General features: G+C 66.1%; 14 protein-coding genes and 1 pseudogene. 7 read left to right on the top strand and 8 right to left on the bottom strand.

All coding sequences use genetic code 11. The features are described from left to right. The 3 genes and pseudogenes from RMO40_RS13110 to RMO40_RS13100 all read left to right on the top strand — a co-directional run. Window positions 1–92: pseudogene (locus tag RMO40_RS13110) on the top strand (23S rRNA (guanosine(2251)-2'-O)-methyltransferase RlmB); the annotation flags it as partial. Window positions 93–177: 85 nt separating this feature from the next. Then, window positions 178–804, top strand: coding sequence for a uracil phosphoribosyltransferase (gene upp / locus RMO40_RS13105; RefSeq protein WP_309721786.1), 627 nt, complete (start codon window positions 178–180; stop codon window positions 802–804). Window positions 805–1002: 198 nt separating this feature from the next. Beyond that, on the top strand, window positions 1003–1461 hold the full coding sequence (locus RMO40_RS13100) for a hypothetical protein (RefSeq protein WP_309721783.1): 459 nt from the start codon (window positions 1003–1005) through the stop codon (window positions 1459–1461). A gap of 6 nt (window positions 1462–1467) precedes the next feature. Here RMO40_RS13100 and RMO40_RS13095 read toward each other — a convergent pair whose 3' ends face one another. Beyond that, window positions 1468–2625 carry an MFS transporter gene (locus RMO40_RS13095; RefSeq protein WP_309721780.1) on the bottom strand — a complete coding sequence of 386 codons (1158 nt, stop codon included), beginning with the start codon at window positions 2623–2625 and terminating at the stop codon, window positions 1468–1470. A gap of 53 nt (window positions 2626–2678) precedes the next feature. Continuing rightward, the gene (locus RMO40_RS13090; protein ID WP_309721778.1) at window positions 2679–3689 is read right to left on the bottom strand and encodes an NAD(P)-dependent oxidoreductase; all 1011 of its coding nucleotides are present in this window, start codon (window positions 3687–3689) and stop codon (window positions 2679–2681) included. An 81-nt stretch (window positions 3690–3770) separates the two neighbouring features. Here RMO40_RS13090 and RMO40_RS13085 point away from each other — a divergent pair, with 81 nt between their 5' ends. Both RMO40_RS13085 and RMO40_RS13080 read left to right on the top strand, forming a co-directional pair. After that, window positions 3771–4277: a DUF1993 family protein gene (locus RMO40_RS13085; protein ID WP_309721776.1), complete on the top strand. Its 507-nt coding sequence runs from the start codon at window positions 3771–3773 to the stop codon at window positions 4275–4277. A 1-nt stretch (window position 4278) separates the two neighbouring features. Further along, entirely contained in the window at window positions 4279–4914 is a 636-nt protein-coding gene (locus RMO40_RS13080) for a LysE family transporter (RefSeq protein ID WP_309721773.1), read from the top strand. A gap of 37 nt (window positions 4915–4951) precedes the next feature. Here the strand turns inward: RMO40_RS13080 and RMO40_RS13075 are convergent, their stop codons facing one another. Further along, window positions 4952–5299, bottom strand: coding sequence for a hypothetical protein (locus tag RMO40_RS13075; protein WP_309721770.1), 348 nt, complete (start codon window positions 5297–5299; stop codon window positions 4952–4954). A 152-nt stretch (window positions 5300–5451) separates the two neighbouring features. Between RMO40_RS13075 and RMO40_RS13070 the strand changes: the two genes are divergently transcribed. Then, entirely contained in the window at window positions 5452–7872 is a 2421-nt protein-coding gene (locus tag RMO40_RS13070; protein ID WP_309721765.1) for a penicillin acylase family protein, read from the top strand. 3 nt (window positions 7873–7875) lie between these two features. On the opposite strand, the gene RMO40_RS13065 is transcribed toward RMO40_RS13070, so the two are convergent. The 4 genes from RMO40_RS13065 to lexA form a co-directional block, all read right to left on the bottom strand. Next, window positions 7876–8565: a hypothetical protein gene (locus RMO40_RS13065; protein ID WP_309721761.1), complete on the bottom strand. Its 690-nt coding sequence runs from the start codon at window positions 8563–8565 to the stop codon at window positions 7876–7878. 135 nt (window positions 8566–8700) lie between these two features. Further along, the gene (locus RMO40_RS13060) at window positions 8701–9102 is read right to left on the bottom strand and encodes a DUF3224 domain-containing protein (protein ID WP_309721758.1); all 402 of its coding nucleotides are present in this window, start codon (window positions 9100–9102) and stop codon (window positions 8701–8703) included. 10 nt (window positions 9103–9112) lie between these two features. Continuing rightward, on the bottom strand, window positions 9113–9415 hold the full coding sequence (locus tag RMO40_RS13055; protein WP_309721755.1) for a helix-hairpin-helix domain-containing protein: 303 nt from the start codon (window positions 9413–9415) through the stop codon (window positions 9113–9115). A 7-nt stretch (window positions 9416–9422) separates the two neighbouring features. Next, window positions 9423–10100, bottom strand: a complete 678-nt coding sequence (lexA, locus tag RMO40_RS13050; protein WP_309721752.1) for a transcriptional repressor LexA — start codon at window positions 10098–10100, stop codon at window positions 9423–9425. Window positions 10101–10182: 82 nt separating this feature from the next. Here lexA and RMO40_RS13045 point away from each other — a divergent pair, with 82 nt between their 5' ends. Next, the gene (locus RMO40_RS13045) at window positions 10183–11121 is read left to right on the top strand and encodes an asparaginase domain-containing protein (RefSeq protein WP_309721749.1); all 939 of its coding nucleotides are present in this window, start codon (window positions 10183–10185) and stop codon (window positions 11119–11121) included. Here RMO40_RS13045 and RMO40_RS13040 read toward each other — a convergent pair. Next, the coding region (locus tag RMO40_RS13040; protein ID WP_309721747.1) for an Ohr family peroxiredoxin at window positions 11102–11522 on the bottom strand (421 nt) is incomplete at its 5' end. The genes RMO40_RS13045 and RMO40_RS13040 overlap by 20 nt on opposite strands.

The raw sequence follows: 11522 nt of genomic DNA, 5'->3' as shown, positions 1-11522 counted from the left end.
GCTTGCCGATGAAGGGGGCGGTTGAGAGCTTGAATGTGTCTGTGGCCTCGGGTGTGTGCCTGTATGAAGCTTTGCGGCAGCGAGGCGGGTGAACAAAGATCAAGGGCGTCCAAAAAGAAAGCATCACAGGGCACGGTTGTTGCCTGACAAGCAAGACATCAACAAGGGGTCGCCGTCATGCCCGTCATCGAAGTCAAGCACCCACTCGTCAAACACAAGATCGGCCTGCTGCGCGAGAAAGACATCTCGACCAAGCAGTTTCGTGAGTTGACCAACGAGCTCGGCCGCTTGCTGGCTTACGAAGCCACGGCCGACTTTCCGCTCGAGAAAACACGCATCGAATGCTGGAGCGGCCCGGTCGAGATCGAACAGGTGCGCGGCAAGAAGGTGACGGTCGTGCCCATCCTGCGCGCGGGCCTGGGCATGCTCGATGGTGTGCTCGACATGATCCCCAACGCCAAGGTCAGCATCGTGGGCCTGAGCCGCAACCACGAGACGCTGCAGCCCGAGCACTACTTCGAGAAGTTCGTCGGCCACCTCGACGAGCGCACCGCGCTCATCGTCGACCCGATGCTCGCCACGGCGGGCTCGATGATCGCCACCGTTGACCTGCTCAAGAGCCGAGGTTGCTCCGACGTGCGGGCGCTGGTGTTGGTTGCCGCTCCGGAAGGCGTGACTGCTCTGCAGAACGCTCACCCCGACGTGCGCTGCTGGACGGCCGCGATCGACAGCCACCTGAACGAGGTCGGATACATCATTCCGGGCCTCGGCGACGCGGGCGACAAGATTTTCGGCACCCGCTAAGCCCTGCAATCCCCACGGATTGTCTCGGTCAAGCGCTCAACACATCCATACCGGAGATTCGGTTTGATGCCGATTGCTGGGGGCTCAAAAACTTGCTGCGCCGCGATAGCCAGCGTTACTTTTCCGAGCCTGCAAATGCCTTGACCCTCGCCCCTCTCGGGCCTTATGGTCTGCCCTCCAGCGCAAAGGAGCTTTCTGATGAAGAACCCGTTTCGCTTCTGGATGACCAGTGGAGTTGCCATCATGGTCGCGGCTGCAAATGGTGGCCGCAGCTTCGCCGGTGAAGAGCGTTTGACGCTCACCCGCGTGAGCCCTTACGACGTGTCTGACATCGTGCAGCGCATCGAAAAGAGTGCCCAGCGGCACGGCATGCATGTGCTGGCGTGTCTGCCGCAGCATGTCGATGCGATCACGGGCGAGTCGCGCTACATCATCGTGCTGGAGTCGTCACAAGGTGGCACGCCGGTGCAGATGGAAACCCCCGACGCCCAACCCGACCTGCTGCTGAGTGTGGTGCTCCGGCGAGGGGTTCATGGTGGCACCGAGGTCTTCTTGCACCAGGGCGCTTTGCGCGACCTGCCTGAAGATCTCTCGGCGCAAGTGAAACACGATCTGGCCGACTTGCCGGCCATGCTCGACGATGCGCTGGCCGCCTGAGCGTCGTCAGACCCGCCCGCCGCGCTTCATCGTCTGGCGCTGTGCCCACACGCTCACCACCAGCGCGAGCAGCATCCAGCCGAGGCCGATCCAGTGCAGGCTGCCGTAAAGCTCCTTGCCGGTGTGGCCGAGCGCCGAATGGGCTGCGACCACCACACCCCCGCCGCCCGCGCCAATCGCCTGGCCGAGGTAGATGGCCGAGGTGTTCAAGGCCATCAAGGCCGTGGCGAGCTCGGGTGCGGCCTGGCCCAGCCGGGCCTGCTGCGCAGAGTTTGACGCGAAGCCGCCCAGCCCCCACGGCACCGCCACCAGCGCGATCAACACCACGCTCGTGGCCAGTGGCCACAGCAGCAGGCTGACGGCCATGGCGCTCAAGGCCAACGCCACGATGCGTGCGGCCCCCACGTGGTCGATGTAGCGCGAGAGCAGCAGGTTGCCCAGCAGCCCGAACGCGCCGAACCAGAAGAACATGAAGCTGGTCTCGGCCGCGTTGGCGCCGATGACCTGCCGGTAATAAGGCGCCATGTAGGCGAAGAGCGTGAACTGGCCCGCGCCCGACAAGGCGGTGACGAGGATGATCGCCATCAACACCGGGTGGGTCAACACCTCGCGCCAGGCGGCCAGGCGCATGGCCGGCGGCTTGACGCCATCGGGCATCACCGCCCACACCCACCACGCCGCACCGGCCGACAACACGGCCACCAGGCCGAAGGCCCAACGCCAGCCGAACTCTTCGCCGATGAAGCTGTGCACCGGCATGCCCACCACCGAAGCCACCGACCAGCCTAGGAAGATGAAGATGATCGCGCGGCCACGCTCTTCGGGCGGCGCGACGAAACCGATGGCCGCCGCGGCTTGGGGTGTGTAGACCGCGGCGGCGATCACACACAGCGCACGCAGCGGCAGCAGCACGGCGTAGTTGGGCGCCACCGCGCTGAGCGCGTGGCCGACCGCAAACCACACGAGCGACAGCGTGAGCAGACGGCGGCGGTCCCAGCCGCCCACCAGCGCAGCCAGCACCGGGGCGCCGAAGCACATCAGCACCGCCGATACCGAGATCAGCTGCCCGCCCAACGCCACGCTGACTCCCAGCGAGCGGATCAGGTCATTGAGCGAGCCCGCCACCACCATCACGCCGCAGCCGATGGCGAAGTTGCCGAACATCAGTGCCCACCTGGCACGAGCGAGCAGTTGATGGGTGCTCAGCGTCTCCGTGCTCACCCGCGCAGCACCTTGAGCGCTGCAGGGTTGACGATGCCGGTGGGGTTGCCGTTCACGAAGTTGATGACGTTGTCGAACGCCGCGCCGAAGTAGAGCTCGTAGCTGTCTTGCTCCACATAGCCGATGTGCGGTGTGCAGACGGCGTTTTCCAGGCGCAGCAGCGGGTGGCCTTGCAGGATGGGCTCGGTCTCGAACACGTCGACCGCCGCCATGCCCGGGTGGCCGCGGTTGAGCGCCGAGACCAGCGCGCCTTCTTCGATCAGCTCGGCGCGCGAGGTGTTGACCAGCAGCGAGGTCGGCTTCATGCGCGCCAGGTCGTCGAACTTGACCACGCCGCGGGTGGCGTCGGCCAGCCGCAGGTGCAGGCTCAGCACATCGCTGGTTTCGAAGAACGATTCGCGTGATTCGGCAATCGTGTAGCCGGCGGCGCGGGCACGTTCGCGCGAGGTTTCGCTGCCCCACACGATCACGTTCATGCCGAAGGCCCGGCCGTAGCCGGCCACCAGCTCGCCGATGCGCCCGAAGCCCCATAGCCCCAGCGTCTTGCCCTTGAGCACCATGCCGACACCGAAGTTGGCCGGCATCGATGCCGCCTTCAGCCCCGATTGCTGCCACGCCCCGTGCTTGAGGTTGCCCACGTACTGCGGCAGGCGGCGCATGGCCGCCATGATCAGCGCCCAGGTCAGCTCGGCCGGGGCCACCGGCGAGCCCACGCCCTCGGCCACGGCGATGCCCAGGCGGGTGCAGGTCTCCACGTCGATGTGTGAGCCGACCTTGCCGGTCTGCGCCAGCAGCTTGAGCTTGGGCAGCTTTTCCAGCAGCTGGCGCGGGAAGTGGGTGCGCTCGCGGATGAGCACCAGCACCTCGGCATCACGCAGCCGCACCGAAAGCTGGCCGATGCCCTTGACGGTGTTGGTGAAGACCTTGGCGTTCAAGTGCTCCAGCCGCGCGGCGCACTTGAGCTTGCGCACAGCGTCTTGGTAGTCGTCGAGGATGATGATGTTCATCAGTGTGGGCACTGCTGGGGGTGACGGGTCATTGTGCCCGCTTCGAAGTAGCATCTGTGCTCTCAAAAACGCGGAGACCCCATGTCCAACACCATGTATTCGGCCAGCGTGCCGGTGTTTGTTCGCAAGCTCGGCAGCCTCGTCAAATGGATCGACAAGGCCGAGGCCCACGCACAGGCCAAGAAGTTCGACGGCGCCGTCTACCTCGCCGCCCGCCTGGCGCCCGACATGCTGCCCTTCAGCAAGCAGATCCAGATTGCCTGCGACGGCGCCAAGTTCTGCATCGCCCGCCTGGCCGGTGTCGAGGCCCCCAAGCATGAAGACAACGAAGCCACCCTGGCACAACTGAAAGAGCGTATCGCCTCGACGCTGGCCTTCATCCAGTCGGTGCCCGAAGCGCAGATTGCGGGCTCCGACGACAAAGACATCTCGGTGCCGCGCCGTGACGGTGCCGTTGCGATGAAGGGCGAGTTCTACCTCAACCACTACGCGCTGCCCAACTTCTACTTCCACGTGACCACAGCCTATGCGCTGCTGCGCCACAACGGCGTCGAGCTGGGCAAGAGCGACTTCCTGGGTCTCACCTGAGGTGCTGGCCACGCTGGGCATCCACGACCTGCCGCTCTTCGTGGTGGCGGGGTTGCTGCTCAACCTGACACCGGGGGCCGACCTGCTTTATGTGGCGGGCAACGCGGCCGCTGGCGGGCGCCGCGCCGGCATGCTGGCGGCCCTGGGCATTGGGGCGGGTTGCCTGTTTCATGTGGCACTCGCCGCGATGGGCCTGTCGGCCTTGTTGGCGACGTCCGAGCTGGCCTTCACCGTGGTCAAGTGGGTCGGGGCGGGCTACCTGGTCTGGATGGGGCTGGGCATGCTGCGCTCGCGTGGTGGCGTGTCGGCCCCGGCGGTGCTTGACCCACAGCGTGTGTTCTGGCGCGGCGTGCTGACCAATGCGCTCAACCCGAAGGTGGCGCTTTTCTTCCTGGCCTTCTTGCCGCAATTCATCACGCCGCACAGCGCGCACCAGGCGCTGGCGTTTGCTCTGCTGGGCCTGGTGTTCACCGTCAACGGCACCCTGGTCACGCTGGTGATGGCGTGGCTTGCGGGCACGGCGCGTGAGCGCTGGGCGGGCAATGCGCGGGCCGGCAGGCTGGGGCTGTGGCTTCAGCGCGCGGCGGGCGCGATGTTCGTGGTGCTGGGTGTGAAGCTGGCCGTGGGCGGCCGTTAGCACGCCACCGTTCGCCCTGAGCTTGTCGAAGGGCTTGCTACAGCGGCACGAAGGCCGTGTTGCCACCGCCTTCAGGGAAGGCGCTTTCGATCTGCTGAATCAACTCCTGGCGGTGCGTCTCGGTGCTGGCCTTGTGGCGCGGCAGCGCTGCGAGCACCGCATGGCGAATGCGCCAGAGTTCGATCACTTCACCGGCCAGGCGCACCTTGCGTTGCAAGAGCGCGCCGGTGGCGCCTTCGATCTCGGCCGCGGCGTGCATGAAGCAGGTCTTCATCTCGACAAAAGCGCGGCGGGCCGCCACGCGGGCCAGGCGGTCTTCCGGCAGGCCAAAAGCATGCAGGTCGGCGGCGCGGTGGAAGCTCAGTTCGGCGTGGGCGGTGTTCATGTAAGCAATTGTCGGCAGCGGCGCAGCTCGCCCAAAGCGCGAACAGAAGCCTTCTTGCCCAGCAGTTCAGCGCCTTCTGCGGGCAACCCGGATGCGCCGCCAGCATGCCAACGGTTACGCTCACCCTGTCTGAACAGGGGCAGGACTTGCGCATGAAATGGCTTCGTCGCGGCGCATGGGCGCTGGTGCTGGTGGTGCTCGTGGTGGCCGCTGCGTCGTGGATCTACAGCCGGCGTGTGCTGCCGATGACCAGCGGCACCATGCCGCTGCAGGGGCTGCGCGGCGAAATCCGCATCGAGCGTGATGCCGATGGCATCCCCACCATCAAGGCCGCCTCGCGCGACGACGCCATGTTCGGCCTGGGTTACGTGCACGCGCAAGACAGGCTGTGGCAATTGGAGACCCACAAGCGCATCGGCTCCGGCCGCCTGGCTGAATCGTTTGGCGAGTCGGCACTCGAGACCGACAAGTTCCTGCGTGCCCTCGGCGTGCGCCGCGCCGCCACCGCGCAGTGGGAGCAGGCCAGCGCCGAAACTCGCGCCGCACTCACCGCCTACGCCGCCGGCATCAACGCCTACGTGCAAAACGAGATGAGCGCGCGCCCGCCCGAGTTCATGCTGACGGGCACCGTCGTCGAACCCTGGATGCCGGAAGACAGCATGGCCTGGGCCACGATGATGGCCTGGGACCTGGGCGCCAACTGGTCGGCCGAGCTGCTGCGCCTGCGCATGGCGCTGAAGATGCCGGTCGAGCGCATCAACGAGTTGTTGCCGCCATACCCCGGCGAAAAACCGCTGCCCACGGCCGACTACGCCGCGCTGTTTCGCGGACTCAAGCTGAGTGCCACGCTGGGCCAGCAGGCGCTCAACGCCGCGCCCGAGTCGGGGGTGGAAGGGGTGGGCTCCAACAACTGGGTGGTGCACGGCTCGCACACCGAGAGTGGCAAGCCGCTGCTGGCCAACGACCCGCACCTGAAACTCACCGCACCGGCGCTGTGGTACCTCGCCCGCATGGAAGCCCCCGGCTTCAAGGTGGCCGGCGCCACCATGCCCGGCCTGCCGTTCGTGGTGCTGGGACAGAACGAACATGTGGCCTGGGGTTTCACCAACACCGCGCCCGATGTGCAAGACCTCTACATCGAGCGCATCAAGCCCGACGATGCGACCCAGTACCAGACGCCCGAGGGCTGGGCCTCTTTTGCCAGCGTCACCGAAGTCATCAAGGTCAAGGGCAAGCCCGACGTGAGCCTGGTGGCGCGCAGCACGCGCCACGGCCCGGTCATCTCTGACGCTGGCGCGGTGGCCACCGAGGGCGTCACCGGCCCCGCCACACAACCGGCCTATGCCCTGGCCATGCGCTGGACGGCACTCGACGTGGACTCCGGCACCGTCGATGCCGCACTCGCCTTCAACAGCAGCCGCAGCGTGGCCGAGTTTCTGGCCGCTTCGGGCAAGCACCTGGCGCCGATGCAAAACATGGTGGTGGCCGACGACCAGGGCCACATCGGCATGGTCTCCGCCGGCCGGGTGCCGGTGCGCAAACCCGAAAACGACTTGAAGGGCCTGGTACCCGCACCTGGTTGGGATGCGCGCTACGACTGGGCCGGCGTGTTGGAGCCCACCTGGACCCCGCGCGAAACCGACCCGCCGCGCGGCTGGATCGCCACCGCCAACCAGCGCATCCACCCGGTCGACTACCCGCACTTCATCACCAGCGAATGGGCGGCGCCGTACCGGCAGCAGCGCATCGAGCAGCTGCTGGCGGCAAGGCCGAAGCACAACCTGGAGAGCCTGCGTGCCATCCAGAGCGACCTGTACTCGGCCGGCACGATGAAGCTGATGCCGGTGCTGCGCAAGGCCAGCTCCGCGCACCCGCTGGCGGCGGCAGCGCAGCGTGAACTGGCAGCCTTCGACGGGGTGATGGCGGCCGACAAGGCGGCACCGCTGATCGCCTGGGCCTGGGCTCGGCAGCTCACCCAAGGCGTTTTTCGCGACGACATCGGCGACGCCTTGTACGAGCGTCAGATCATCGGCAGCCGCAGCTTCCGTGAGGGGCTCGAAGGCGTGCTGGAGCGCAACGACGCCTGGTGGTGCGACAACAAGGCCACTCCCACCGCCGAGACCTGCGACGAGCAGATCAACACCGCCTTCACCCGCGCACTCGACGAGCTGCAGGCCGCCCAGGGCGCCGACGTGGCGAAGTGGCAATGGGGCAGGGCGCACCAGGCCCGCTCGGAGCACCGCCCCTTCAGCCGCGTGAAGCTGCTCAGCAAGTGGTTTGAGCTGCGCACGCCGGTGGGGGGCGACACCTACACGGTCAACGTCTCGCGCGTGACCCTGCGGCCCGACCCCACCACCGGTGAGTTCTATCTGGATGAGCACGGCCCGTCGTTTCGCGCGCTTTACGACTTGGGCGACCCGTCGAAGTCGCGCTTCATGCATTCGAGCGGGCAATCGGGCATCGTGTTTTCGCCGCTCTACAGCAGCTTTGTCGACCGCTGGCGCGAGGTGAAAGACGTGCCGGTGTGGGGCGGTGAGGCCAAGCGCACCCTGGTGCTCAAGCCGCTGAAGTAACGATCACTGCTTCTTGGGAAGCATGGCGGTGATGGTCGCCTGCCATGCCGGGGCGGGCATGTCGACAAGTCGCTTCCGGATCTCTTCGCTCACCTCGGCGCTCCAGCCCTCTCGCGGAGACAAGGACGGGGGCAACTCGTCGATCAAGGGTGCCCTGAACGTGCCTCCCCATTGGGTAGTCGTCGGGCGACCGACTTGCTGAACCGCAAGGGGTCGTCCGGTCACGCAGTCGATGAGCGAGATTTGAAGGGGCCGCACAAGCCGGGTGGGCTTGGTGATTTGCGAATAGACCGCAGGCGACCCGCCTTCAACCAGAAACACGGCGTCGAGCGAATTTACCGAGCAAAGCGCCTGGACGCTCTTGCCGATGGAGGCCCAGTTTGGATACTCCGCGCCCTTGGCGCGGCCCGCGATCAATCTGGAAAGATCCGTGCCTTCGCGGTTGACCTGGACTACCGCAACGCCCCCCAATGCGTTGAGCGCTTTGGTTGCCTGTGCTTCGTAGTGCGAATCGAGTCCCCAGGGAGCAATGTCCTTCTGCTCCCGCTTGTTTCCAAACACGGTAAAGCCCGTGTGCTGGATGATGAATGAGTCGCCCGTCAGAGAAACCACGGAGACGCGTTTGATGCGAGAAGCGGTGTCCGTCGATATGGGCATGTCGAGTGTCGAGCACCCGGAAACAAGGATGGCCAACCCGGCCGAGGCAAGCAGTATTGCTAAAACTCGCATAAAAGCCAGTCCTCCTTTGTCAACGCACTGTGGTCGTCCGCTTGAGGCTCATCGAACACCAGTCGGCGCTCGTATCCCCGCTGCTGCCCGAGTCGCGGCTCAGGTACCTGCAGGCAGCGTGTAGTCCAAAGTGTAGAGGTGCTTGCCGTCGGTGATGTCGATCGACAGGCTGCCGGCGATGCCGGTCAACTCATCGGTGCCCGAGTCGGGCACCACCAGCACGGTGAGCGCGGGCGCCCCGCGCGTCATCGTGCCCAGGTGCTGCAACATGAAGCTGCCGCTTCGCCCCTGCAGCGTGCCCGTGACACGCTCGACGGCCACATAGCCGGCCGAGCCCTTCACGGCCGTGAGGGCGGTGAGCATTTCGCCCGTGCTCGTGCCTTGCAGGTCGCCGCTGAAGACCTTGTCGATCGACATGCGGCCCAGGCCGGACTCCGCATCTGCGAGAGGCTGGGGCAGGAGCTTGACTTCGAAGCTGCCGGTGGCGTGAATGGTCGTCATGGAGTGATCCTCAAACCTGCCCGAACAAGGCCTTGCGCTGCGCGGTGTAGTTCCACCACGGCGCGGGGGCGGCGCCGCCCATGAAGTCGGTGGCGGCCATAAAGGTGTCGAGCACACAAGGGTCGTGACGCTGGCCGGTGACGGCGCACAAGGTCTGGTACAGCACGAAGGCGTCTTTGCCGCGCAGCTGCCTGGGATGGTCGATGCCGATCGTGCGCAGGTCTTGAGCCAGCGCGGGGCCGATGTTGGGCAGTTGCTCTAGCGCCTGGCATTCATCGGCGCTGTGGGCTTTGGGAGATTTGATCGCTGCCATCACGCGCTCACATCATCATGTTGTTGCGAATCAAGCCGACGGCAATGCCTTCGAGCTCGAAGTCGACGTCGCCAAAGGGGATGACGATGGGTTCGAAGTCGGGGTTCTCGGGCAGCAGCTCGATGCTGGTGCGGGTGCGCTTGAAGCGCTTGACGGTGACCTCGTCGCCCAACCGGGCCACGACGATCTGGCCGTTTTTCGCGTCTTTGGCTTTTTGCACGGCGAGCAGGTCGCCGTCCATGATGCCAGCGTCGCGCATGCTCATGCCCTTGACCTTGAGCAGGTAGTCGGGCCGGCGCGGGAACATGCTGGCTTCCATCAAGTAGGTTTGATCGATGTGCTCTTGCGCGAGGATGGGGCTGCCGGCCGCCACGCGGCCCACCAGCGGCAGCGTGAGCTGCGCCAGGCTGGGCAAGGGCAGGCTGAACTGCTTGCCGCGGCTCTCGTTGAGCGCACGCAATGTGTCAGACTTCAAACGGATGCCGCGGGAGGTGCCGCCCACCAGTTCGATGACACCTTTGCGGGCCAGCGCTTGCAGGTGCTCTTCGGCGGCGTTGGCGGAGCGGAAACCCAGCTCGGCAGCGATCTCGGCCCGTGTGGGTGGCGCGCCGGTGCGTTCGATGGCGCTTTGCACCAGGTCGAGAATCTGCTGCTGTCGGTCGGTGAGTTTGGGCGCTTCGTGCATGGCAGTCCTTGTGGGCACTGGGTGGATCGAGCGGGGCTGAGCATCCATCCAGTGGCTGTATTTTCATCCAGCTTCTCAAAAAATGCAAAACATCATCGTGGTGCTGGGCACCGGCGGCACCATCGCCGGCACCTCGGCCGTGGCGGGTGACAACATCGGCTACACCGCCGCGCAGATCGGCGTGGCGCAGTTGGTGAAGGCGATTCCGGCGTTGGCCGGCGTGCCGCTGGAATGTGAGCAGGTTGCGCAGGTCGACAGCAAGGACATGGGCTTTGCCATCTGGCGCGCGCTGGCCCTGCGCGCCGCGCACCATTTGGGGCGTGACGAGGTGGGCGGTGTGGTTGTCACCCACGGCACCGACACGCTGGAAGAAACCGCCTACTTTTTGCAGCGTGTGCTCGAGCCGGCCAAGGCCCTGGTGATGACGGCCGCGATGCGCCCCGCCACCTCGCTGCAGGCCGACGGCCCGAAGAACCTGCTCGACGCTGTGCGTGTGGCCGGCCATGTGGGGGTGCAAGGTGTGGTCGCGGTGCTGGATGGTCAGATCCACTCCGCGCACGATTTGCGCAAGACCCACACCTACCGTGTGGATGCCTTCAGCTCGGGTGATGCCGGCGCGTTGGGCGTGGTGGCGGACGGGCAGGTGCGCATCTCGCGCGCGAGGCCGAAGGGCGTGGCATGGGGATGCGAGCTGCTGCCGACTGACGCCGCCGGGTGGCCGCGTGTCGAGATCGTGCACAGCCACGCCGGGGCCGATGGCGCCGTGGTGCGCTTGCTGCGTGCGGATGGCGTGCGTGGCCTGGTCGTCGCGGCGACGGGCAACGGCACGGTGCACCGCGACCTGGAAGCTGCCTTGCTGGACGCCCAATCGAATGGCGTGAAGGTGCTGCGCAGCAGCCGCTGCCTGGGCGGCAGGGTGCTGGCAAGGGCCGACGACGTCTTGCCGTCGGCCGACGATCTCACGCCGGTGAAGGCGCGGATCGAGTTGCTGCTGACGCTGCTTAAACCACCGTCAGCGTGACGTCGATGTTGCCGCGGGTGGCGTTCGAGTACGGGCACACCTTGTGGGCGGCCGCGACCAGCGCTTCGGCCTTGTCTTTCTCGAAACCGGGGATGGTGATGGCCATGGCCACCTGGATGCCGAAGCCGCCGGTGATGGGGCCGATGCCCACGTCGGCCGTGATCGACACGTCGGCCGGCAGAGCGATCTTCTGGCCGGCGGCGACCGCCTTCATCGCGCCGATGAAGCAGGCCGAGTAGCCGGCCGCAAACAGCTGCTCGGGGTTGGTGCCAGTGCCACCGGCGCCGCCCAGTTCCTTGGGGGTGGACAGCGTGGCCTTGAGCGCGCCATCCGACGATTCGGTGGTGCCGGCACGGCCGCCGGTGGAAGTGGCGTGGGCGGTGTAGAGGACTTTGTCGAGT

Origin of the sequence: Rhizobacter sp., assembly GCF_031412075.1 — a bacterium.
Taxonomy (GTDB): Bacteria; Pseudomonadota; Gammaproteobacteria; order Burkholderiales; family Burkholderiaceae_C; genus Rhizobacter.
The sequence above is the reverse complement of the archived record's forward strand: the minus strand, read 5'-3'. Positions and strand labels throughout refer to the sequence as shown.

Excerpts from the sequence above, each read along its gene's own strand:
- RMO40_RS13045 (WP_309721749.1), top strand. The coding sequence starts at position 10,183 with ATGCAAAACATCATCGTGGTGCTGGGCACCGGCGGCACCATCGCCGGC.
- lexA (WP_309721752.1), bottom strand. The coding sequence starts at position 10,100 with ATGCACGAAGCGCCCAAACTCACCGACCGACAGCAGCAGATTCTCGAC.
- upp (WP_309721786.1), top strand. The coding sequence starts at position 178 with ATGCCCGTCATCGAAGTCAAGCACCCACTCGTCAAACACAAGATCGGC.
- RMO40_RS13090 (WP_309721778.1), bottom strand. The coding sequence starts at position 3,689 with ATGAACATCATCATCCTCGACGACTACCAAGACGCTGTGCGCAAGCTC.
- RMO40_RS13070 (WP_309721765.1), top strand. The coding sequence starts at position 5,452 with ATGAAATGGCTTCGTCGCGGCGCATGGGCGCTGGTGCTGGTGGTGCTC.
- RMO40_RS13060 (WP_309721758.1), bottom strand. The coding sequence starts at position 9,102 with ATGACGACCATTCACGCCACCGGCAGCTTCGAAGTCAAGCTCCTGCCC.
- RMO40_RS13085 (WP_309721776.1), top strand. The coding sequence starts at position 3,771 with ATGTCCAACACCATGTATTCGGCCAGCGTGCCGGTGTTTGTTCGCAAG.
- RMO40_RS13095 (WP_309721780.1), bottom strand. The coding sequence starts at position 2,625 with ATGTTCGGCAACTTCGCCATCGGCTGCGGCGTGATGGTGGTGGCGGGC.
- RMO40_RS13100 (WP_309721783.1), top strand. The coding sequence starts at position 1,003 with ATGAAGAACCCGTTTCGCTTCTGGATGACCAGTGGAGTTGCCATCATG.
- RMO40_RS13055 (WP_309721755.1), bottom strand. The coding sequence starts at position 9,415 with ATGGCAGCGATCAAATCTCCCAAAGCCCACAGCGCCGATGAATGCCAG.
- RMO40_RS13075 (WP_309721770.1), bottom strand. The coding sequence starts at position 5,299 with ATGAACACCGCCCACGCCGAACTGAGCTTCCACCGCGCCGCCGACCTG.